Raw genomic sequence first — 20,851 nt, 5'->3', positions numbered from 1 at the left:
GTCGTGGGCAACTGGATTTCAGAGCTGGTGCGCGTGTGCCTCGGTGGGTGCCAGGAAGAGCAGGACCGGACGGCCCGAGTTGGGCAGCAGGTCGGTGTAAGTGCGGAGTTGGGGAGCGTAGTAGGCGATGCGGGCATCCAGCGCTTCGGCGGGGATGGCGTCGGTTTTGTAGTCGACGATGATCAGGGTGCCGTCGTCCTCGCGGTAGATGAGATCGACGAAACCCTCCAGGATGGTGCCGTCCGGTTGCAAGGTGCCGACGTAGGACTCGCGCCAGTGCTCGCGGGTGGCGGCTCGTTGAACCACCTCGGACGACAGGGCGGATCGGACCAGGGCCGTGACGACGTCGGCGTACTCGACGACTCCCTCCGCCAGGCACTGTGCCGAGACCGCGGCATCCAGGCCGGCGCCGGTGGAGAGGTCGACGACTTGGAGTACGCCGTGGACTGCCCGGCCGATCGCGGTGCCGTATCGGCCCTTCGACCAGGGTGGGAGCTCAACGTCGCGGGGTGCTTTCGCGGCGCCGGGGTCGGCTCCTTGGAGGGCGACGTCGGGGCCGGTGCCTTCGAGGCCGGAGGCGCTCTGGGCGGAGCGCTTGCGACTGGCCCGGCGGGCCTCGGTGACGCGCGCTTCCCACTCCGCGCGGTTGACTGGCGGACGAACCTGTACTGCGTGGACCGCTGCTTCGGGCGGCACCGTGACCGGAGGGCCGGTGAAGATGGCGGGGTTGGCTGCGGTGGCGGCTTCGGCGGATGCGAAGAGTTCGGCGTTGCTGGAGTGGCGGCGGGTGCCGGAGCGGTGCAGGGAAATGACCAGGTGGTCGCGGGCGCGGGTGGCGGCGACGTACAGCAGACGGCGGCGCTCGTAGTCGTCCATCTGCTCGTCGACCGGTTGGACCTGGTCGAAGTCCTCGGTCTGCACCGATGACTTCAGTTTGACGGCGTAACCACCGTCGGGCGGCCAGAGAACCTGTACTCCGCGCTGGCGGTTCGGGGCGGCGGTCATGCCGGAGAGGATCACGATCGGGAATTCCAGGCCCTTGGCGGCGTGGATCGTCATCACCCGTACTGCGTCGGCGTCGGTCTCGGGGAGGATCGCTTCGGCTACGCGGGATGCTTCTTCGCCTTGGTGTGCAGCCCAGGCGAGGTACGAACGCAGGCCGCCGTGCTCGACCTCGGACCAGGCGCGGGCCTGGTCGACGACGAAGCGGACGCGGCGCCAGGCATCGCGGGCGCGCGGGCCGGTCGCGGCGACCTCGAGCATGCGGCGGTCGGCGACGATCTTGGCCAGTACTTCGCTCGGGGTCAGCCAGCGGGACGCGTAGTACGTGCGGCGGAGCCACTCCATTGCCTCGCCGACGGGGTGGGTTAGTAGGGCGTCGGGGACCGGGGCGGTGAGGTTGAAGGAGCCGCCGGATCGCTTCCAGGTGAAGAGATCGTCGTCGCCGCACCCGAAGAGGGGTGAGCGCAGGGCCGTCACTAGGGCGAGTTGGTCGCTGGGGTCGCCTAGGGCTCGGGCGCAGGCGAGCAGGTCGCGGACCTCGGCGGTTTGGTAGACGAGGGAGCTGGCCTCGGCGCGGTACGGGATGTCGGCTCGGTCGAGGGCTTCTTCCAGGAACGGCAGCGATGTGCGGGCTGGGACGAGTACTGCGATGTCGCCGGGGCCGGCTGGGCGCCAGGACTCGGTCTTTGTGTCGTGGACCTGCCAGTTGTTGGTGAGGGCTTGGTCGATGACGGCGGCTACGTCTGCTGCTTCGCGTTCGCGGAGGACGGAGGCTTGCGCGCGGGGGAGGTCGGTGTGGGGGTCGGCGCCGAGGATGGTTACGGCTGGGCCGCCGGGGGTGGTGGTGAAGGTGGTCGTGGGGGTGGCGGGGGCGGCCTCGTCTGTGGGTGGGGGGTCTGTGGGTGGTGGGGTGCTGGGGGTCGGGAGGGTGGGGACGGAGGTTAGGTGGCGGTGGAGGGGGATGACGGTGGCGAGGGGAGCTTCTTCGGTTGGAGGCTCGGGGGCGGCGGGGGCTGGCTGGTCGTCGTTTGCTGGTGAGTCCGTGGAGTCCGAGGCGTCATCCGTGGGGTCGGTGGTGGCGGGCTCGTCGTCGGAGAAGTCGAGGAAGGAGAGTTGGTCGCCGGTTACTGACTGCGGGGTGGCGGGAGGCTTGTCCGCGCCCGCGGCCGGATTGAGACCCGTGGTCGGGGGAGGTATGGCGCCGTGTGGGCTGACGGGAGGCGCGGTCGGGCCAGACATGGCTGTGGGATTGGGGGTGGTCGTGGAGGGAGGGGTGGCCGTGTCTGTGGTGCGGGGAGGTGTGGCGCCGTGTGGTGTGTGGGGAGGCGTGGTCGGGCTGGACATTGCTGTGGGGTTGGGGGTGGTCGTGGAGGGAGGGGTGGCCGTGTCTGTGGCGCCGTGTGGTGTGTGGGGAGGCGCAGGCTGGCCAGACATGGCTGTTGGGGTGGGGGTGGCCGTGTTTGGAGCGGGTGGGGTGGTGAGGGCCGGGGTGGGGCGGTGGGGGGTTAGGGGGTGGTAGGTGGGTTGGGCGGAGGGTTCGGGGGTTATCAGGGTGGTGAAGACTGTGTTGATCCAGGTGAGGACGCCGGGGACTGTGCGGAAGTTGGTGGTTAGGGTGACGGTGTCGCCCAACAGGTCCTGGGCGGTCAAGTAGGTGGCTATGTTGGCTCGGCGGAAGCGGTAGATGGATTGCTTGGGGTCGCCGACCACGAAGAGGCTGCCGTCGGGGATTTCGATGTCGCGCCAGTCTTCGGCGTCTGCCTCGGCGCCGCCGGCGATGCGGACAGCTAGTTCGATCTGGATTGGATCGGTGTCTTGGAACTCGTCCAGTAGTAAGCATTGATAGCGCTCTTGGAGCGCTGCGCGCACCGACGGCTCGCGGCGTAGTAGGTCGCGAGCTAGGACTAGGAGGTCGTGGAACTCCAGCCGGCCCTCTGCCCGGCGCAGCTCCGCGGACTCCAGCACGCGGATGGCGATCCAGTGTGAAAGGTGCCTCAGGCAAGCATCGAGGAGGAGCTCGACCAGTGAGCCGGCCACGTCGACGACTTCGCTGCAGTCGGAGCGCAGCTTCGCGACGTCGGGCCAGTTCTCCTTGCGGCCGATCCGGCCGACCTTCAGGATGCGAAGGCTTTGCAGGACGGCGAGCTGGGTCTCCGGGTCCGCCGCGGCATCGAGCATCAGACCGAGGTCGTGAATCTGACGCACCTTCGCCAGCAGCCGGTCCTCGGCGTCGAGGCAGTCCGCGGCCGATGAGCTGATCTGTGCCGCCGCGGCGATCAGTCCGGTGAGGTCCGGCATCTCGACCAGTTCAGGCGGCTCGACCAGGACGCGATCACTGATCAGGTCCCAGTCGTTGCCGAACAGCCGGGCCAGCGACCGGAGATGCTTGAGCTCCACGCCCACGGCCATCGCGAGCAGTAGCGGCTCAGCGATCGAGTCGTCATCCAGCAACTGCTGTTGGAGCTCAGACCAGCGCTCCTCGAAGGCAACCGAAGACCCGACCTCGTCCAGTACATCGATCAACGGCGGCAGCCCAGCCTCGATCGGATGCGCGAGCAGGATCTGCTGGGCGAACGAGTGCAGCGTCCCGATCGAGGCCGAGTCCAGATCGTCCAGCGCGGCGTCGGCAGCAGCCCGGTCCGGCCCCTTGCGTGCCCTCTCGAACTCCACCCGCAACCGGTCGCGCAGCTCCGCACCGGCCTTCTCGGTGAAAGTCACGGCCGCGATCGCGCTCAGCGGTACGCCGTCCCGTAGTACCAGGGTGGTCACGCGTTCGATGAGTGCATGCGTCTTGCCCGAGCCGGCGCCGGCCTCGACGAACAGGGTCGACGAGGTGTCGGTCCGGATCCGCTCGCGGGCCTCGCCATCCAAGAGTTCAGTCATCGAGCGGCACCTCCTCGAACGCCGGCAAGGCGGCAGGATCGATCAGGCGGACCAGCCGCTCGAGAGTTGGATCCAGCCGTTTGCGCTCCCACCGAGCCCGGACTTCGCTGTGCCCGATGCCATCCGGATTGCAGTACGGACACTGCACCCACAGGAAGTCGGGAATCTCGGGCGCCTTCGCCGGGAAGTAGCCGGCGGCGATCGACGAGACGATCACGTCGAGGGTGTCGACGTACCGCGCGGCGACCTCGTCCGTGAGCGGGACCGGGATCCGTCGCCCGCCCTTGCGGACGAACCAGTACGCCGCTTCGACCGGCGTCGACGGGTCGCCCAGCCGCGCCCGCGCGGCGTAGGCATAAACCGGGAGCTGGAGCTTCGTCCCGGCGGCGACCGGGTCGGCCTCGATCGCCTCGTAGCGCGAGAACCCACCGGTCTTCACATCGGTGACGTAGATCGTCCCGTCCTTGCCGAGGTCGACCTTGTCCGCCGAGCCACGCAACAGCACCCGCCCGGACGGAAGCGGAATCTCCACCGGCGGCTCACCGTCGAACCCGAACCGCAGCTCGCTCGCCACCACCGACGCGTCGTGCTCGGCCCGCCAGCGTTCGTCGTCGCTGAGCAGCACCAACAGATCACCCAGAATCCGGGCCCGCTCACGCTGCCACAGCCGCGGATGCCCGGTCAGCCCCTCCGCCTCGAACCGGTCAGCCAGGTCGGCCCCGATCGCCAGCAACAGCGACCGTTGCTCGTCCGTCCACGGCTCACCGAACCCCGGAAGCGAACCGTTCAACCGGCTCACAAAGGCGTCGAGACTGTTGTGGATCAGGTTGCCGACCTGCAAAGGCGAGATGACCAACAGATCCTCGGGCGCCTCCAGTGGCTGGACCTGCAGCAGCCTCTCGACGAAATACGCATGCGGACAGCTCGCATAGGACTCCAGCGAGGTCGGCGACGCGATCCGGTCCTCCAGCGCGTAGTCCGGCAATCCCGGTACGCCGGACAGGTTCCCGTCGAAGCGGGTGAACTCGTCGCCGGACCGGGCGCGCAGCAACACCCGAGCCCGATCGACCACCTCGTCGGCGAGCGTCAGCCCAGCGGTCAACGCGCGCACCCGCCAGTCCTGCTCAGTCGCCGGCAAGGTTGCCGTGGTCAACGACCCCGCGTACGACGCCGACGTCAGCAGCCGATCGCCGTACGACGCCTGGTCCCACTCCGTCGCGGCCAACGCATGGTCGCCGGTCAGTGATCGCAACGTCCCGAGCAACCAGCGGGTCGGCAACCGTCGACTTGATCGACGCAGATCGCCCCGTGGGAACGAGGCCACGACACGGGACCCCGCGGAGAACGCGACCAGCAGATGCCGTTGCTTCTCGTCGAGCCGATCCCGGAACGACGCCAACTCCGGCGCGGCCGCCTCGCGCACCCGGTGGGGGAGCAGCGCATCCTCATGCACCCTGCCGGGATAAAGATCCTCCGACAGACCGACCACGAACACGACATCCACCGACAACCCGATGCTCGCCGACAATGGCGCCACCAGTACGCCGGTGCCGAACGTCCCGACGCGAGGCAGCGACTGTTGCAACTCGAGATCGAGCACGTCCCGCAGTACCGACAAGCTGGCTGGGGTGCCGAGCTCGTCGAGCGTGGACAGCCCGCGCAGCGACCCCTCGACCGCGACCGCCGCGTACTGCTCCTCGATCGGCAACGACGACGCATCGCCGAGCAGCGCCTGGAAGAGCCCGAGCACCGAATCGGCCAGCTCCGACCACGTCCCCAGCTCCGCGGCCCGGAAGAGTCGCCGCCGGAGCTCGACCGCGAACTCGTGCAGCTTCTGGGCATGACCCGCGTTGTACTGCGCGCGCCGGATCACGCCGGCGATCGGGTCCTCCGACGCCTGCTCCTGCGCGGCGGTCCGATGCTCCGACTCGACATAACGCCGGAGCCGTTCGTCCCAGTCGTCACCGCGAACCACCCCGGCCACCCGCGACAGCCGCTCCCATTGCGGAACGGGGATCCGCTCGCCTGTGAAGTCACGGGTCGGCGCATTCGCGAGCGCACGGAAGAGGTCGGCTCGCGGCAGGTCATGGTCGACCAGCGCGAGCACTTCGAGCAGCGTGCGGGCGATCGCGCGTTCGTGAACCGGACGCGTGCCGGGCCCGTTGACCTCGATCTTCGCCGCGGCCAGGTGCTCGTGCAGCAACCGTGCGTACGGCGCTGCGGCGGAGTACAGGATCGCGATGCGGTGAGCCGGGGTCCGGCGCAGGGAAGCGACCACATCCCTGACGACGCAGCGAACTTCGTCATCGGCGTCGGACGCGTTCAGGACCTCGGTGGCGACCGGGTAGTTCTTGGAGATCGAGGTCGGCAGGTCAATCCCGATGCGATCCAGCGAGCGGCGGACGGCCCGATCGGCGCGGCGGACGTCGGTCAGCCCGACGATCACGGTCAGGTCGGCGGCCGCGTCGCCGAGCGCCGAGACGAAACCCGCCTCGGCCTGGGTGAGCTCCTGGGGCAGATACAGCACAAGCGCGCCCAACTCCGCCACGACACCGGGCTCGCAGCGGGCCGAGGCGGCGTGCAGCAACGCGGTCTCGTCGTACCAATCCGGGAGCAGTTCGTCGGTGACGTGGCGGTGCAGGCGGACGAGATCGGGCCCGAGAGTGGAAGCGGTTGCCACCTTGTCCAGAGCCCCAGGCGTCAGGTCGCGCAGCTCGCGATGCGCTGCAGCAAGCGCTTGGATCGTCGACGGGTGGTCGGCGACGGCTTTGAAGACACCGGGCGCCTTGGACAGCGCAGTACGCCAGGTGGCGGCAACGATCGGGCGGGTGGCGGGGCGCCGGGGCGCGAGGGCACCGGCGGCGAGTTGCTCGGCCAGACGTGGCAACGTCGCCAGGTACAGAGCGCCGATGGTGGATCTGGCCAGGAAGCGGCGCGCGGTGACGCCTGCCAGGTTGTTGGGGAGCAGCAGAGTGACCGGCTTCATCGGGTCGTCGCCCTTGAGCCCGGCCACGACCTCGCCGAGCTTGGCCAGCGCGGCAGCGCCGTACGCAGTGGTCTCGATCCGGGTCGCGCTCACCTTGCCCCCTTCTGATCAGCAGAGCCTGCCTGTCCCCCCAGACGCTAGACCACCCCGCGGACAAAAACCGAACCCCCGCCAAAGCTGTGGAAAAGCAGGCGTCGGAGGGGTGCTTCGGCGCTTGAAACGGTCCGGAATGCGGGAGAAACGCCCGGTTCTCTGCGGCGAGGGCGATCGGCTCGGACAATGAAGGAATGACCAAGGAGAGCAGCGTCGCCCGCGTTCTGCTGGTGCTGGTCTTCGCCCCGTCCGGCGGGCTGTTCGGCAAAGCGGTCGCCGATGCCGCGGCCGGGCGCGAATGGTGGCCGTGGCTGGTCGCCGCCCTGGTCTGGCTGGTGCTGTCCGGGCTGGTCTCGGTCGCGGTGTCGAGCCGTCTCGAAGATCAGCACGAGCCAAACAGACGCGCTGAAGGTCGAGCCACCGCGAATCGCAACAAAGCGGGTCTAGACAGCGCCGATCGATACCCCGACCATCGCTCCAACGACCAGCACAGATAATGCTCCGATGGCCGCAGCCGTGCACCACCTCGAGATCTGGGTCCCCGACCTCTCCCGTGCGCTGAACGACTGGGGCTGGGTGCTCCGCCGGCTCGGCTGGAAGGACGGTGACGGCTGGCCCGGCGGTTTCAGCTGGCAGTCCGGTGTCGACAGCTGCTACATCGTCGTCGAGCAGAGCCCCGCGCTGTCCGCCGACACCCACGACCGGCTTCGCCCCGGGATGAACCATCTGGCCCTGAATGCGGCCAGCCGGGCCGAGGTCGACGCGATCGTCGCCGAGGCGGCCGCGCACGGCTGGACGCTGATGTTCGCCGACCGCCACCCGTACGCCGGGGGCCCGCAACATTACGCCGCTTTCCTGCATAACCAGGACGGCTACGAGCTCGAGATCGTTGCCCCCGGCTGACCCACGATCGGTTGGTGAGACTTCTGATGTCTGGTGTGACGCACGGGACTGATGGTGTGACATTGTTGGCGAAGGCATTCGGTTGGTCGCGGGGCAGAGGTGGAAGGACGGTGCTCGTGACGGAGCAACCTGACGGGAGTGCGCCCTCGCCGCCCGCAGAAGTTGCAGCAGCTCCGGAGATCCTGGAAGCGCGCATCCGCGGCCTCCAGTTCGCCCTCGGGCAGTTGCTCGAGAACGCGCGTCAGCACACCCGGGGTGAGCACCAGCGCGCAGTACAGCTGCATCGTCAACTGCAGGCCGAGACCGCGGCTGCCCGGCGGGAGTCGCGGGGTCTGGTCGAGGCGGCAACTACCGAGGCGCTGGCCGCTGCGGAGCCCGCTGCGCGCCTGCTGGCCGACCGGTTGGCGCCAGGCCTGGCATCCATTCCCCCCAACGACGCCCGCTGGCGTTCCCGCCAGCTCGTCGGTGCTGGTACGCCGTCGTACGTGCGGGTCGGCGACCTTGACACCGGTACGCCGGTGATCGCGCCGCTGCTGCGCACGAACGGCTGGAAGGTGTCGGCCGATCGCAACGAGTCGGCTCGCCGGCTGCTGCAGAGCGTGGCGTTGCGGCTGATCGCGGCGGCCGAGCCGTTCCGGTTGCGGATCGACGCGTTCGACCCCCGGCTGACCGGCATGATGGGTCTGCTCGGGCACCTGACCACGAAGTACCCGCAATTGGTGCCGAGGGCAACGCACACGGCGGAGCAGCTGCACACGGTGCTGTCCGGGCTGGTCGACGTCTCCTCGTTGCGCGCCAGTCGGCAGGCGCAGTTAGGGCACAAGCACTTCGAGGACCTGGTCCGCGAGACCGGGCGGGTCACCGATCCGTACCGGCTGATCGTCCTGTTCGACTACCCGTCCGGGATCGACCAGCTGGCTCAGCGCGATCTGGTCCGGCTGGCGGCCACGGGTGCGGATCGCGGCATCTGCTTCCTGGTCCACCACGACCCCACGAGCAGCGGCGAGCACGAGGTCGACGCCCGGCAGTTGCTCGACCTGCTCCAGCCCGTTGCCATCGCCAACGAGAAGGTCGAGCTCTCCCACCTGCCCGGCGTACCGGCGCGACTGGATCCGCCCTTCGACGCGAACGTTGCCGCGGGCATCTGTGACGTCGTCGCCGAGCTCGCCGAGATCGCGGTCCTGCCGACCATCGAGTTCAACCGGACGCTGCCGGACAGATCGACCTGGTGGCAGCCGGTTACCGACGAGCTGAGCACGGTCATCGGGTACGACGATCGCACGCCGGCGCTGCTGCGGTTGCGCAGCGGCAACCCCGCGCTTCCCCATGTGCTGGTGGGAGGCGCCGTCGGCCAGGGTAAGTCCAATCTCTTGCTCGTACTGATCCATGGCCTGGCCGCGCGCTACGACCCGGCTGACCTGGAGATGTACCTGCTCGACTTCAAGCATGGTGTCGAGTTCTCGGCACTCGGCCCCGCCGGTGAGCGCGAGCACTGGTTGCCCCACGTGCGCGTGCTCGGTGTGCACAGCGACCGGCCGTTCGGGCTCGCCGTACTGCGGCATCTGTCCGACGAGCTGGCCCGGCGGAGCGAGATCTTCAAGTCGCACGGCAACGTTGCCGACATCGCCGAGCTGCCACCGGCCGCGGATCGGCCGCCGCGGATCCTCGCGGTACTGGACGAGTTCCAGGTGCTGCTGGAAGACGATGACGAACTGGCTGACGAGGCTGCCCGGTTGCTCGAGCGGCTGGTGCGGCTGGGGCGCGCGTACGGCGTCCACGTGGTGCTGGCGACGCAGACGATCGAGGGCGTCAAGCGGCTGTCGACCCGGCGTGACTCGATCTTCGGGCAGGTGCCCTACCGGATCGCGCTGAAGACGACGCCTGCCGACTCGCAGGCGATCCTGCGGACGGGCAACACCGCCGCGGCCGAGCTGCAGTTCCGTGGCGAGGCTGTGCTCAATGCGAACTTCGGATCGCCCGACGACAACCAGCACGTGCTGGTCAGCTTCGCGGACAAGAAGGTGCTGAACGACCTACGCCGCGAACTCTGGCAGAGATCCGGTACTACGCATCCGCCACGCGTCTTCCACCTGGCCGAGCCGGCGCGGCTGACCGACACCGCGGCTGCCGTCCGGCCGGAGCTGGGACGGCCATGGACCGGTTTGCCGATCGCTGTGACCGAGGCGCCGGTGTCGGTCGAGGTGCGGCCGGAGCCGGGCGCCGGAGTACTGGTGCTTGGGGATGGGCCGACCGATGCGCTCGGAGTGTTGACCGGGCTGGCGGTGTCGGCCGCCGCCGCGGCCGCGGTACCGCCTCGCTTCATCTTCCTCGACGGCACCGACTCGGCGCCGTTGGTTGCTGAGGGCAAGGATGCACTGGTCGAGACGTTGCGGCAGCTTGGCTGCGAGGTCGAGACGGTGGACAAGCATGCTGATGTCGTACCGCGGCTGTTCTCCCTGCGCGACTCGATCCGCGAGGGACACGCGGGCGGTTCGACGTACTTGCTGGGGTTCGGCTTTCACGGCGTACCGAAGATGCAGACGCATGCGGAGGGGTTCTTCGAGAGCCCGGCCAACGCGTTGCAGGACATCGTGCGCGACGGGCCGGCCCAGGGGCTGGTGACATTCGGCTGGTGGAACCGGCTGCACGTCTGCACCGAGCAACTCGGCTACGGCCGGGCCAACGTGGCGACACATGTCTTCCTGCGGCACCCGCAGGACGGCGTACGGGCTGTGGCTGGGCCGCTGGTGCGCTGGGCGTCGGAGCCGCATCGGGCGCTGCTGTGGGACGGGCTGCACCCGGAGGCGCAGGTCGTCGTACCGTTCGCGCCGCTGCGGGCTGACGAGGTCGACCGCTGGCTGGAGCTGGTGCGGCGATGAAGACGGAGCAGCAGCAGTGGACGGAGTACGCGCGGGCGTTGCGGCAGGTCGCTGGTGCCCGTGCTGACGCGCAGCAGACTCAGGACCGGCTGACCGCCAACAGGTCCAAGGCAGAGGCCACTGCAATGGCAGAGGCGGACGCTATGGCCGAGCGGGGGCGCAAGCTGGAAACACGGCTCAACGCGCTTGCCGAGAAGGCGGCGGAGAGCCTGCAACGCGCCGGGCTGCCGCCGGAGGGGAAGCGCGCGACCATCCCGCTGCCGGAAATGCGCGGGATGACGGACATGGAGGCGGCCGCCGCGAAGCTGACCAAGCAGCTTGCGGAGACCGTCGACAAGCTGGAGGACGTCCGCAAGGCGGCCCGGGCGGAACAGGAGCGGCGCAAGCGCCGTACGATCAGCGCCGTCGAGGTACTGGTCGGCTTTGTCGTGGTCTGGGTAGCGAGGGGATCCCTCCTGGTCGGTCTGGAAGCCGCCGCGATCGCGGCGGTCACCCTGCTGGCCGCGTCGCGGGTACTGGGCCTGCCACGGCTGCCCGGCGCTCGCTGGTGGGGCTGGGGCGGGGCTGGCCTGGTCGTCGTCCTGATGGCATCAGGACTGCCGTGGTGGCTGGCGATCCTGGTACCGGCAGCAGTGTCCGGTACGGCGATCGTGTTGCCGAAGAAGCGCAACCCCTAGGAAGAAGAGGCAGTAAGTGTCCGACGTACAGCGGCTCAAGGAACAGCTGCACCAGGTCTCCGCCGAGGCCAAGCAGGCAGCTGGCGGCTTGGCCGGGTTCAAGCTCCGCTTCACCCAGCACAGCGCCCAGGTGGAGAGTCTGATCGCCGGTACGGCGACCGGGGTGGACCGCGACATCTCCGAGATCCTCGATGCCGCGGGCAAGGCGGTCGAACAGGCAGCGGAGGCGCTGGAGATCGCCTCGGCCGGCTGCAAGAGCTACGCCGACCAGATCTAGTTCCGATGCCCTCCGACCTGCAGCGGGTGGCGCGCGGTCTGGTCGAGTGTCTGGACGAAGTACCGCAGGTCGTCGCCCACCTGCACCGCACGGCCGAACGCTGCCGCGAGAACGCCGCCTTGGCGATCTCGGCATCACGAGGGCAGGCGACGGTCGCTGCCCAGCAGCTGGACGCGGCAGCGCGAGCCTGCGAACAGGCGGCGCACTATCTGTCGATGGCGCCGCCCAAGGCGAAGGCGTGGGCGGAGCGGTTGGTGGGTACGCCGCGGTCGAGCGATCGCCCGGACTCGCAGTCGGCCGACCGCAACCGGACGACCGGGGGAGCGGGCGACGTCGCCGAACGCGACCTGCTGGGGCGTGTCACCCGTCTGAAGTTGCCGTTCAAGCCGCAGGAAGATGCCGAGGGCAAAGAGCCGCCCCTCATCACGGTCGCCCGCAAAGCCTTCGAAAAGCTCCGCAAGAAGCAGGAGAAAGCCGAAGAGGAGTGGGAACAACCAGAAGAACTCGAGATCGAGATCGTGGTCGCTGAGACCGGCGAGATCGAGGTCGTAGACGAGGAGCCACCAGAGGAACGCGACTACGAGATCAAGGTAGAACTCGACGCAGCCGCCACCGAACTCCTCAAGTCAATGGAAGAACACGGCAAACAAAACTGGACCGCCGCCACCGTCCTCATCACCCCCAACCACGTCTCTGCCACCTTCACCTACCCTGAGCCCCCACCCCGCGAGGGCCCCCCACCCGTCATCGACGTACACCTGCCGGAGTTCCCCGCCGCAGACCCCGACAACCAGCCGGCACCCGCGGTCGAAGTACCGGAGATCGATGCCGCCCTCGACGAACTTCCTGACTTCGATCCAGCGTTCGAGCCTCGCGTCCTGGGCGATGACTTCGCTCCCGGAGTTCACGATCCGCTGAACAAGTTCCTGGCCAGTGAGCAGGACACGGCCGAACGACTGGCAGCCGAGGGCTGGCGAGTGGATGGTCGGCTTGAAGACCACACTGCGCAGCACAAGAAGAACCCTGACTCCATGGTGCGCAAGCATCGCGCCGATCGAGGCACGGTCGTCGAGTTCAAGACCCCGACAAGCGGGGCGGCAAATGCGATCAAGCGAAACATCAACGATGCCAGCGAACAGGTGCTGCCAGCCGGCGAAGTCGTCATCGACGGCCGGAAAGTCGGACTGACCGAAGGTGATGCCCTGCGCGCCTTCCGAAGAGCTTGCGGTCAACCCGGCAAGACTGTGGCGGACGTAGTACACGTCATCCTCGGTGACGGGCGGTTGGTCAGCTATGTGAAGGAGAACTGATGTCGACTGTCGAGAACATCTTTCTCGGTACGGATTTGCCGGTCCAGGAGGTGCTCGACGGCTGGCTGGTGCCGTTGTTCGGTCTCCAGAGTGTGCCTGGCGAGCCGCCTGAAGGTGAGGAGTTCTACGTCCGTGGCCGGGCCATCGATGGTGATGGGTGGCTGGGGTTCGTGGTTCGGCCCAACGGCTATGCGCAGACCGACCCGCAGCCTGACGATGCGCAGGCCTTTGATGCCTACCCACTGGAGATCGCCATCCGCCACGGCGCCCGGATCGAGGGAATCCAGGAACAGCAGGCGAGGCTCGTCTTCGAGAAGCTGGTCGAAACACGACCGGACGTCGCAATGCTCCTGGTACACGACTTGGACCGGTTGATCGCCGCCCACCTGCCGGGAGCCGGAACGCAGTACTGGTCAGAGCCCCCGACCGTCGACGCACCGGACGAGGACCAGTGGCGCCCGTGGGTTCTGCGGGCCTGCTAGCCGGAGGGGACAGGATGGCGGATGGTGATGAGATCTTCTTGGCGGTTGAGGGCGGGGTCGATGCTGTAGCTGCACGGGTGGCGGAGGTTTTGGGAGCGCGGGGGGATGGGCAGCGTGACGATGAGACCGGGGAGTGGGGTTTTGTCGGGCAGGGGCGGACTGTAGATGCGCCGTACGGGTTGTTCGTCGGGCCGAATCGACTGGCGCCGGAGGCCGGGGTACTGCAGGCGATGGATTGCTGTCCGGTGATGTCGATGTGCAGTTGCGGACTCACAACGAGCTGCAGGCGGAGGAAGCGCGCCTTGCTTTCGAGGCGATCGTGCGGGCGATGCCCGACGTGCCGACACTGTTGCTTCACAACGCGGAGTGGCTCGTTGCCGCCTATGTTCCTGGTCAGCCGATCGAGTACTTCGAGCCGAGGTTGACGCCGGACGCGGAGGATGTGGACACCTGGGGTCCGTGGGTTCTGCGGTCGGAGTAGTCGACGGTCGACTCGGGAGGTCAGGCCGATTGGCTTCAGCCTCACGGAGGCGGCGGCTACTCGCGTCTCGGCCCGCGAGAGTTGGACATTTCACGAAGCGGTCCGGTCGGGGTAAAGGGACGACTCATGACGGAGGACCTGGTGGCGCCGCTTGATGAGCCTGAGTGGGCGGTGGCGGCCGAGGAGTTGGCTGCTGGGCTGCGGGAGCGGTGGCCCGGGGTGCGGGTGGGACTCGGGGCGGTCGAGGGGTCGTCGATGCGGCTGGAGGCGTTGATTCCGCTGACACCGAGCCCTCGCGAGCTAGGGATTGCTTTGAGTGGAACCGGGCGGGCGGCGACCCTGGAGCCGGCTGATGCAGAGGCGGCGGCGGAGTTCGCGGTCTGGTACTTCGGGCGATTCCTGGCTGGTCGCCAGGGCGTTCACCTCATCGAGCCGGCGACGATGCGGACCGTGGAACTCACCGACGGGCTCACGCCCCAGATGGTGCTGGAGCGGCTCGGGTAACCAACCGCAGGCCAGGCGACCCCCGGGTGCTGCGGGGGTGCCTGGCCGGTGTGGCTACTTGGTAGGTGGAGGTGTGGTGGTGGTTTGGGTGAGGGTGGAGGTTTCGTAGGAGATGTCGCCGGCTCGGAGTACCTCGTAGTCGTTGCCGGCGGAGTTGTTGGTGGGTTTGCCTGGGTGGTCTCGGGTGACGACCAGGCGGTAGCCGATCATGCGGCCGGTGGAGGGGGAGATGATGAGGTCGCTGCGGTAGCCGTTCTTCTCGTAGCCGACCGCGCGACCGGTGCGGCCGTCCAGGGTGGTGACGTTGTCCAAGAGCTTGATTCCCGGGATCTTGCGGGCGGCCTGGTAGAGGGCGGCGCGGAGGTCGGCCGGTACGAGTCCTGTGCTCAGGCCGTCGGCGATGTTGTGGAAGGCCCTTTCATCGGGGTCGAGCGTCCCGGTCCTCCAGCCCGTGGTGTCGTTGCGCAGCGCGGTCAGCAGGCGGTCAGGGTCCCGCGGTTGGCGGGCGAGGAAGTCTGGGGTCGGACTCGACCAGCTGGGTTTGCAGAAATGCCCAGGGAACTTCTCGCCCTTGCTGGTGATGGTCTCGTTCCCGCACAGGCGGGCGAGGTAGAACTTGGGCTTCTGGTCCACGAACAGATAGGGCGCCTGTTTGCGGGCCGCCAGCCGTGCCTCGGCTGACGGGAACTCCACCTTGAAGGCCTCGTCGACCCAGGTCGGGTACGCCGTGCTCTTGCCGCTCGGGTTCCACCTGTCGATCCGCGTGTGGATCGTCGCGCGCTGACTCGGAGTGGTTCCGAACGTGTCAATCCTCGCCGTGTGAATCGTGGTCTGGCGGTACTGGCCGGGTCGGAGCGGGGCGTCCGGGTTGGCAGTTGTCAGGCCGGCTGCGTCGGAGAGGAAGCTGCTGGCGTCGGCGACTGTGCCGGGGGTTGGGGCGTTGTCGTGGTTGATGACGTCGGCGGCCAGGAAGGCGCCGGCCAGGGTGAGGGCCAGGGAGGCGGCTACGAGCACGCGCGGCCGGGGTGCGCGGCGGCGTACAGGGGGAGTGGTCAGTAGACGCTGGCGGGCTCGGGCCAGGGTCAGGGGGTCGGGGTCCGGTACGTCGTTGCGTACCTGCTTGAGCAGGTCTAGTTCGTTCATGACTGGTTCTCCTCGAAGTCGGGGCCGAGCGCGGAGCGGAGGGCTCGACGGGCTCGGTGCAGGCGGGAGCGGACGGTTCCGATGGGCAGGCTGAGCGCCTCGGCGATCTCGGCGTAGCTGAGGTCTTCCCACGCGTAGAGCAGCAGCACGTCACGCTCTACCTGCCTAAGGCCGGCCAGTACGCCGTTCAGTAGGCGCGACGCCGAGGCCGCGTCGACTCGTGCCGCGACCTCGGTGGCCAGCGGGTCGCCCTGCTGGTCGAAGCCGGCCGGTTCCGAGCGGGCGTAGGCCCGGTACTGGCGGACCTCGTCGCGGCGCCGGCGGTGGATCAGGTTGGTGGCGATGCCGTAGAGCCAGGGCAGGGCGCCGTCGGCCGTACCGGAGTACCGGTGTCTTCGTTCGAAGGCGATCAGGAAGGTCTGGCCGAGCAGGTCGTCGGCCTCGGTCCTGCCCAGCCGCCGGGCGACGTACCGGTGGATCTTGACGGCATACCGGTCGAACAACTGAGCGAACTCAGCCGGATCGCTGGCTGTTCGGATCAGCTCGCCATCCGCCGGCGGGACGGGCTCGGGCGGCACGGCGGCGAGGGGGACCCGCTGGGGCGGCTCGGGCTCGGGTGGGTCGGTGTCGGCGACAGCGGTGGCGAGTCGGGGTCGGTGCATGTCTGTTACTGCCCGCAGTGCCCGATCCGGTTCCCACCCCATCGCCGGAGCGTGTCACGCGCCCAGGGCCGTCGCCGGAAAAGTCCTGCCGAATTCGCGTCATGAAGCCGTCACGGCGCCGTCACTACCAGTGAACCCATCCCCACAGGGAAGTGGAAGTGATCGAAGTGAACCGCAGAGTTGCGAAGTCGCTGATGGGAACACCGAGCGGTACCAAGCGGGTGCACTGACATGTCCGATGACCCCGCGGGACCGCAACGTCGCCGCGTACGTGTGTGGTTCGGTGACCACATCGTCGCGGACTACCGGGCGGAGGCCGATGTGGCCGACCGCTATGCAGCCGCCATGTCGCGCCGGTTCGCCGGCCTGCGCGTGACGAGCGAACCGATTCCGGCCCTGGATCCCGGCGGGGAATCCCTGCCGGGGGAGCGTTTGTGGGAGGTCGCACCGAAATGACCGCTCGCCGCTTCCGGCTGATACGCCATCATGACGTCTCCGGTGTGAGTGGTACCGGACCTGTTGCCGAGGGCGTGCAGTTCACCGACGACGCCGTCGCGCTGCGCTGGTACGGCGACTATCCGACCACCACCGTCTGGGACAGCATCGATTCGGTGATCGCGATCCACGGTCATCACGGCGCCACCGAGATCGAGTGGCTCGACCCCGACCCGGGTCCGGACCCCGAGCTGCCGCGCCGTGCCGATCTGCCGCCCCAACCGTGGCCGGAACTGCACCCGGCCCCCGAGCCGCCACTGGACGAGTTCCAGTCCGGCCGGCAGACCACGACCGGATCCGGCGCCGCGGACCCGGTCTGACCCCGAACGGGCCGGCGCCGAACTCCTTTCCGGCGCCGGCCCGCTCGAAACCGTCAGCTCATGTCCATGCTCTCCTCGAGGTCCAGGTTGTAGAACTTCGTGGGACCGTCGCACAGCTCCGCCATCTTGGCGGCGAACTCGGACGTGTCCGGGCGTCCGGAGTTCTTCATCGCCTCCTCGTAGGAGTTGAACTCGACGATGGTGAAGTAGCGGCCCGGCTCGTCCCGGTCGGCGCAGGACATCGCCCTGGTCGGCGTGGGATCGTCGTCGGCTTCGCGGTCCTTGCGGTACTGCTCGGTGAGCGCGCGGACTTCCTCCGGCTTCGAGGTCCGGTACTCGATGATCTGAACGAAACCAGCCATGTCTTCCCCCTTGGTTGCTGTGACGTCCTAAACCTGACAGTGCGCCCGGAGACCCGGCCTCGCAAGAGGTGAAGCCAGAATCACGCGCTGCGGACGGCGGGCCACGAAGCGTGCTTGTCTGCCCCTGGCAGAGCGGCTGGGTTTTGTCCCCGCGGGCTGATTGGCTGACCTGGTGGACATTCTGATTCTTGGTGGTACGGCGTTCGTCGGGCGCGAGCTCTCGGCCCAGGCGCTCGCGCGGGGACATGCGGTCACCTGTCTCGCGCGCGGCGAGAGTGGTGGCGTGGCGGAGGGCGCGACCCTGGTTGCCGCCGATCGCGGCCGGCCGGATGCGTACGACGCAGTACGGGACAAGGCCTGGGACGCGGTTTTCGAGGTGTCGTGGCAGCCCGGGTTCGTCCGGGAGGCGCTCGGTGCGCTCGGGGCGAAGGCGAAGCACTGGACCTATGTGTCGTCCGGCAACGCCTACGAGAAGTTCGACGTACCGGGTGCTGACGAGTCCGAGCCGTTGCGGGAGGCAACCGATCAGGATGTCGTGGATCGGGAGTTGTACGGCGAGGCCAAGGTGGCCTGCGAGCTGGCGTCGGTCGAAGCGGTCGGGGATCGGCTGGTGATCGCCCGGGCCGGCCTGATCGGCGGGCCGGGGGACAGGAGCGACCGTGCTGGCGCCTGGGTGGCTCGCGCCGCGCGTGCGCCCGAGGAGCCCTTGCTGGTGCCGGACACACCTGAGCTCGCGACGTCGGTGATCGACGTACGGGATCTCGCGTCTTGGCTGCTGGACTGCGCTGTGAAGGGCAAGACCGGGACCTTCGACGCGTACGGCCCGGTGGTGCCGTTCGGTGAGTGGGTGGAGCTCGCGCGCGAGGTGGGTGGGCATACCGGGCCAGTGGTGCTCGCGCCGCGTGAGTGGCTGGAGGAGCAGAAGGTCGAGCAGTACATGGGACCGGAGTCGCTCACGATGTGGCTGACAGAGCCCGGCTACGAAGGCTGGGCGAACCGCAGCGGCGCAGCAGCCCTTTCTGCGGGGCTGAAGCACCGGCCGCGACGCGAGTTCGTGGTCGACACCTTGGCCTGGGAACGGGAACTCGGTCTCGACCGCGAACGCAAGGCGGGCCTGAGCCTTGGCCGCGAGCAGGAGCTGATCAAGTCGCTGCCGAAGTAACACGCCTGATCGGCGGGTCGTGGGAGACTAGCTCGCATGCGGTTGCTGCTGATCTCGGACACGCACCTGCCGGTCCGCGCGAAGAAGCTGCCCGCCGCGGTCTGGGCGGCGGTCGACGAGGCGGACGTGGTGATCCACGCCGGCGACTGGGTCAGCGTCGACCTGCTTGGCGAACTGACCGAGCGCGCGAACCGGCTGATCGGGTGCTGGGGCAACAACGACGGGCCGTTGCTCAGGGCAAGGTTGCCCGAAGTCGCCCGGGAGACACTGGATGGCCTGTCCGTCGCGGTGGTGCACGAGACCGGACAGGCGAAGGGCCGCGAGGAGCGGTGTGAGCGTGCCTACCCGGACGTGGATCTGCTCGTCTTCGGGCACAGCCACATCCCGTGGGACACCACGTCGCCGCGCGGGCTGCGCTTGCTCAACCCGGGCTCGCCGACGGACCGCAGGCGCCAGCCGCACTGCACCTACCAGACGGCCGTGATCGAGTCAGGCCGCCTGACAGACGTCGTGCTGCACAACCTTTAGGCGTTGGCAGCTTCCTTGACCCGGGTCTTGATCCGGTTGCGAACCTCTTCCGGTGAGTAGGCGCGGCGCTTCCGCTCGTCCCGCGCGATCACGACGCCCGTCGCGGCGACTCCGACGAGCCCAGCCAGTCCTACGACCTTCCATACCTTCATGTCACTAACCTAGCGACGTGGAGACACAGATATCACTGGATGACGCTACGGAATTGACTCGAACGGGTGACATTTGGCTGTTCCGCGGGGAGAGCGCGGCCGATCGCGCGATCCGGCTGACCACCAACAGCCCGGTGAACCACGTCGGGATGGCGATCGTGCTCGAGGACCTGCCACCGCTGATGTGGCACGCCGAGCTCGGCCGCTCGCTGCCCGACGTGTGGACCGGCAACCACCAGCGCGGCGTACAGCTGCATGATCTGCGGGATGCGGTGCTGACGTGGTCGCAGAAGTACGGTCAGCGGGCCTGGTTGCGGCAGCTCGAGTACCCGATCACCAGGGCGACCGAGGACGCAGTACTGCGGACTGTGGCGCGCCTCGACGGGACGCCGTTCCCGTCGACCGCCCGGCTCGCGTCGCGGTGGGTGCGTGGGCGGATCCCGCAGTTCCGCAAGGGGGAGCGGGAGCTGAAGCTGGAGAGCGCATACTGCGCTGAGGTGGTGGCCGTGACGTATGAGGAGATGGGGTTGCTGCCGGCCGGGCGGCGGCCCAACTGGTACGACCCCGGGCGGTTCTGGAGTGGTGACGACCTCGACCTCATCGGTGGCGCGAAGCTGGGCGAGGAGATCGCGGTCGACGTGCCGGCGGCGTAGTACTGGCTTGGGGCCGTGCTGGCGTCAGCGTGCGGCGGTGCGGCGGTGCTGGTGTCAGCTGTCCGTGGTGTGGTCAGCCAGTGTGGCGGGCGCGCATCCAGAGGATCACGTCGAGGGTGCGCAGCACGGTGATCCTCGGGCCGAGCTCCGCGACCTCGTGGGCGCGCTCGAGATGGTCGCGGACCTCGGCGGTCAGCGCCTCCTGCAACGAGATCCACCAGCTCGCGCCCTTGCCCAGATCGATCAGCTGGCTGACCTGGTGGTCGTAGATCGGGATCAGCCGGGGCCGCTTGCGGGCCAGCAGCTTGCTCGCCGTGACGCCGGCCGTCCCGTGCTCACCACCATTCCAGGCCATCGCCCGGAACTTCGTGAACAACCGGTACGCCGGCGAGCGCGGGCTCAGCTCGGATCGCGGAACGGCCCACAGATCGGCGTCGGCTGGAATCGTTGTCAGCAATTCGCTGATCTCGGCGGCATCCGGGCCGAGCAGCCGGGCCGAGACCGTGATCGGCAGCCGGATGTTGAGCGCCGACAACGCCACGATGTCGTCCGCGGTGAGCCGGTCGCGGTTGCGGTCCTGCTCTTCCGGCGTACCGATCTGCTCGAACCAGCGGCCCGGGTGGCCGGTGCTCGGCGGACCTTCCTGGTAGAACGTCCGGAGGTCGTCGACGGCCTGTGGATCCGCGACGATCCGCAGCAGTCTGGTGGACAGGCCGGTGTCGATGGTGAGCTGCATGATCCCCCCGCAATGAACGGCCGCGGCGCCTTCCGGCTTCCCCCCGCGCTTCCACCCGGCCTATCGAGGGGATCCGGCCGGTCGTTACATCGAGTTGGCGGTGGCGCCGGAAATTGTCGGTGGCGGGTGATTGGGTAGTCACAGGTTGCAGGTCATCGTCG

At 68.4% G+C, this 20,851-nt stretch carries 21 protein-coding genes; 14 read left to right on the top strand and 7 right to left on the bottom strand.

What is annotated here, in order from left to right; translation table 11 throughout:
• Positions 1-18 precede the first annotated feature (18 nt).
• Both ACQPYM_RS27665 and ACQPYM_RS27660 read right to left on the bottom strand, forming a co-directional pair.
• The gene (locus ACQPYM_RS27665) at positions 19-3,885 is read right to left on the bottom strand and encodes a UvrD-helicase domain-containing protein (protein WP_433005926.1); all 3,867 of its coding nucleotides are present in this window, start codon (positions 3,883-3,885) and stop codon (positions 19-21) included.
• Complete coding sequence (locus ACQPYM_RS27660; protein WP_433005923.1) at positions 3,878-6,964, bottom strand: PD-(D/E)XK nuclease family protein; 3,087 nt, start codon at positions 6,962-6,964, stop codon at positions 3,878-3,880. The genes ACQPYM_RS27665 and ACQPYM_RS27660 overlap by 8 nt, the downstream gene beginning before the upstream one ends.
• A 194-nt stretch (positions 6,965-7,158) precedes the next feature.
• Between ACQPYM_RS27660 and ACQPYM_RS27655 the strand changes: the two genes are divergently transcribed.
• From ACQPYM_RS27655 to ACQPYM_RS27615, 9 genes are all read left to right on the top strand, one after another.
• Entirely contained in the window at positions 7,159-7,461 is a 303-nt protein-coding gene (locus ACQPYM_RS27655) for a hypothetical protein (protein WP_433005920.1), read from the top strand.
• A gap of 7 nt (positions 7,462-7,468) precedes the next feature.
• On the top strand, positions 7,469-7,867 hold the full coding sequence (locus tag ACQPYM_RS27650; RefSeq protein WP_433005917.1) for a VOC family protein: 399 nt from the start codon (positions 7,469-7,471) through the stop codon (positions 7,865-7,867).
• 116 nt (positions 7,868-7,983) lie between these two features.
• Positions 7,984-10,746: an FtsK/SpoIIIE domain-containing protein gene (locus ACQPYM_RS27645; protein ID WP_433005914.1), complete on the top strand. Its 2,763-nt coding sequence runs from the start codon at positions 7,984-7,986 to the stop codon at positions 10,744-10,746.
• Positions 10,743-11,423: a hypothetical protein gene (locus ACQPYM_RS27640; RefSeq protein WP_433005911.1), complete on the top strand. Its 681-nt coding sequence runs from the start codon at positions 10,743-10,745 to the stop codon at positions 11,421-11,423. Before ACQPYM_RS27645 ends, ACQPYM_RS27640 begins: the two co-directional genes overlap by 4 nt.
• 16 nt (positions 11,424-11,439) lie before the next feature.
• Positions 11,440-11,700, top strand: coding sequence for a hypothetical protein (locus tag ACQPYM_RS27635; protein WP_012922179.1), 261 nt, complete (start codon positions 11,440-11,442; stop codon positions 11,698-11,700).
• Positions 11,701-11,705: 5 nt separating this feature from the next.
• Positions 11,706-13,010, top strand: a complete 1,305-nt coding sequence (locus ACQPYM_RS27630) for a hypothetical protein (protein ID WP_433005908.1) — start codon at positions 11,706-11,708, stop codon at positions 13,008-13,010.
• Positions 13,010-13,492: a hypothetical protein gene (locus ACQPYM_RS27625; protein WP_433005905.1), complete on the top strand. Its 483-nt coding sequence runs from the start codon at positions 13,010-13,012 to the stop codon at positions 13,490-13,492. Before ACQPYM_RS27630 ends, ACQPYM_RS27625 begins: the two co-directional genes overlap by 1 nt.
• 256 nt (positions 13,493-13,748) lie before the next feature.
• Positions 13,749-13,973: a hypothetical protein gene (locus ACQPYM_RS27620; RefSeq protein ID WP_433005902.1), complete on the top strand. Its 225-nt coding sequence runs from the start codon at positions 13,749-13,751 to the stop codon at positions 13,971-13,973.
• Positions 13,974-14,099: 126 nt separating this feature from the next.
• Entirely contained in the window at positions 14,100-14,477 is a 378-nt protein-coding gene (locus tag ACQPYM_RS27615; protein ID WP_433005899.1) for a hypothetical protein, read from the top strand.
• A gap of 54 nt (positions 14,478-14,531) precedes the next feature.
• On the opposite strand, the gene ACQPYM_RS27610 is transcribed toward ACQPYM_RS27615, so the two are convergent.
• Together ACQPYM_RS27610 and ACQPYM_RS27605 are read right to left on the bottom strand one after the other, a co-directional pair.
• Entirely contained in the window at positions 14,532-15,620 is a 1,089-nt protein-coding gene (locus ACQPYM_RS27610; RefSeq protein ID WP_433005896.1) for a CU044_5270 family protein, read from the bottom strand.
• The gene (locus ACQPYM_RS27605) at positions 15,617-16,282 is read right to left on the bottom strand and encodes an RNA polymerase sigma factor (protein ID WP_433005893.1); all 666 of its coding nucleotides are present in this window, start codon (positions 16,280-16,282) and stop codon (positions 15,617-15,619) included. Before ACQPYM_RS27605 ends, ACQPYM_RS27610 begins: the two co-directional genes overlap by 4 nt.
• Positions 16,283-16,513: 231 nt before the next feature.
• Between ACQPYM_RS27605 and ACQPYM_RS27600 the strand changes: the two genes are divergently transcribed.
• Together ACQPYM_RS27600 and ACQPYM_RS27595 are read left to right on the top strand one after the other, a co-directional pair.
• Entirely contained in the window at positions 16,514-16,738 is a 225-nt protein-coding gene (locus tag ACQPYM_RS27600; RefSeq protein ID WP_433005890.1) for a hypothetical protein, read from the top strand.
• Positions 16,735-17,097, top strand: coding sequence for a hypothetical protein (locus tag ACQPYM_RS27595; RefSeq protein ID WP_433005887.1), 363 nt, complete (start codon positions 16,735-16,737; stop codon positions 17,095-17,097). The genes ACQPYM_RS27600 and ACQPYM_RS27595 overlap by 4 nt, the downstream gene beginning before the upstream one ends.
• 53 nt (positions 17,098-17,150) lie before the next feature.
• Here ACQPYM_RS27595 and ACQPYM_RS27590 read toward each other — a convergent pair whose 3' ends face one another.
• Positions 17,151-17,459: a hypothetical protein gene (locus ACQPYM_RS27590; RefSeq protein ID WP_433005884.1), complete on the bottom strand. Its 309-nt coding sequence runs from the start codon at positions 17,457-17,459 to the stop codon at positions 17,151-17,153.
• A gap of 172 nt (positions 17,460-17,631) precedes the next feature.
• On the opposite strand from ACQPYM_RS27590, the gene ACQPYM_RS27585 reads away from it, so the two are divergent.
• Entirely contained in the window at positions 17,632-18,621 is a 990-nt protein-coding gene (locus ACQPYM_RS27585) for an NAD-dependent epimerase/dehydratase family protein (RefSeq protein ID WP_433005881.1), read from the top strand.
• A gap of 36 nt (positions 18,622-18,657) precedes the next feature.
• Complete coding sequence (locus tag ACQPYM_RS27580) at positions 18,658-19,149, top strand: metallophosphoesterase family protein (protein WP_433005878.1); 492 nt, start codon at positions 18,658-18,660, stop codon at positions 19,147-19,149.
• On the opposite strand, the gene ACQPYM_RS27575 is transcribed toward ACQPYM_RS27580, so the two are convergent.
• Entirely contained in the window at positions 19,146-19,301 is a 156-nt protein-coding gene (locus ACQPYM_RS27575; RefSeq protein ID WP_433005875.1) for a hypothetical protein, read from the bottom strand. The two genes, ACQPYM_RS27580 and ACQPYM_RS27575, sit on opposite strands and share 4 nt — an antisense overlap.
• A gap of 53 nt (positions 19,302-19,354) precedes the next feature.
• On the opposite strand from ACQPYM_RS27575, the gene ACQPYM_RS27570 reads away from it, so the two are divergent.
• Complete coding sequence (locus ACQPYM_RS27570) at positions 19,355-19,954, top strand: hypothetical protein (protein ID WP_433005872.1); 600 nt, start codon at positions 19,355-19,357, stop codon at positions 19,952-19,954.
• 73 nt (positions 19,955-20,027) lie between these two features.
• On the opposite strand, the gene ACQPYM_RS27565 is transcribed toward ACQPYM_RS27570, so the two are convergent.
• Complete coding sequence (locus ACQPYM_RS27565; protein WP_433005869.1) at positions 20,028-20,690, bottom strand: DUF6308 family protein; 663 nt, start codon at positions 20,688-20,690, stop codon at positions 20,028-20,030.
• Positions 20,691-20,851: the final 161 nt, after the last annotated feature.

The organism is Kribbella sp. CA-294648, assembly GCF_050943845.1.
GTDB lineage: Bacteria > Actinomycetota > Actinomycetes > Propionibacteriales > Kribbellaceae > Kribbella.
Note: the sequence above shows the minus strand (reverse complement) of the source record. Positions and strands in the feature narration are given on the sequence as shown.

Bases quoted from the DNA above. Each gene is read 5' to 3' on its own strand.
- ACQPYM_RS27630 (WP_433005908.1), top strand. From the start codon at position 11,706: ATGCCCTCCGACCTGCAGCGGGTGGCGCGCGGTCTGGTCGAGTGTCTG.
- ACQPYM_RS27575 (WP_433005875.1), bottom strand. From the start codon at position 19,301: ATGAAGGTATGGAAGGTCGTAGGACTGGCTGGGCTCGTCGGAGTCGCC.
- ACQPYM_RS27580 (WP_433005878.1), top strand. From the start codon at position 18,658: ATGCGGTTGCTGCTGATCTCGGACACGCACCTGCCGGTCCGCGCGAAG.
- ACQPYM_RS27640 (WP_433005911.1), top strand. From the start codon at position 10,743: ATGAAGACGGAGCAGCAGCAGTGGACGGAGTACGCGCGGGCGTTGCGG.
- ACQPYM_RS27610 (WP_433005896.1), bottom strand. From the start codon at position 15,620: ATGAACGAACTAGACCTGCTCAAGCAGGTACGCAACGACGTACCGGAC.
- ACQPYM_RS27615 (WP_433005899.1), top strand. From the start codon at position 14,100: ATGACGGAGGACCTGGTGGCGCCGCTTGATGAGCCTGAGTGGGCGGTG.
- ACQPYM_RS27625 (WP_433005905.1), top strand. From the start codon at position 13,010: ATGTCGACTGTCGAGAACATCTTTCTCGGTACGGATTTGCCGGTCCAG.
- ACQPYM_RS27650 (WP_433005917.1), top strand. From the start codon at position 7,469: ATGGCCGCAGCCGTGCACCACCTCGAGATCTGGGTCCCCGACCTCTCC.
- ACQPYM_RS27590 (WP_433005884.1), bottom strand. From the start codon at position 17,459: ATGGCTGGTTTCGTTCAGATCATCGAGTACCGGACCTCGAAGCCGGAG.
- ACQPYM_RS27655 (WP_433005920.1), top strand. From the start codon at position 7,159: ATGACCAAGGAGAGCAGCGTCGCCCGCGTTCTGCTGGTGCTGGTCTTC.
- ACQPYM_RS27600 (WP_433005890.1), top strand. From the start codon at position 16,514: ATGTCCGATGACCCCGCGGGACCGCAACGTCGCCGCGTACGTGTGTGG.
- ACQPYM_RS27595 (WP_433005887.1), top strand. From the start codon at position 16,735: ATGACCGCTCGCCGCTTCCGGCTGATACGCCATCATGACGTCTCCGGT.
- ACQPYM_RS27605 (WP_433005893.1), bottom strand. From the start codon at position 16,282: ATGCACCGACCCCGACTCGCCACCGCTGTCGCCGACACCGACCCACCC.
- ACQPYM_RS27665 (WP_433005926.1), bottom strand. From the start codon at position 3,885: ATGACTGAACTCTTGGATGGCGAGGCCCGCGAGCGGATCCGGACCGAC.
- ACQPYM_RS27565 (WP_433005869.1), bottom strand. From the start codon at position 20,690: ATGCAGCTCACCATCGACACCGGCCTGTCCACCAGACTGCTGCGGATC.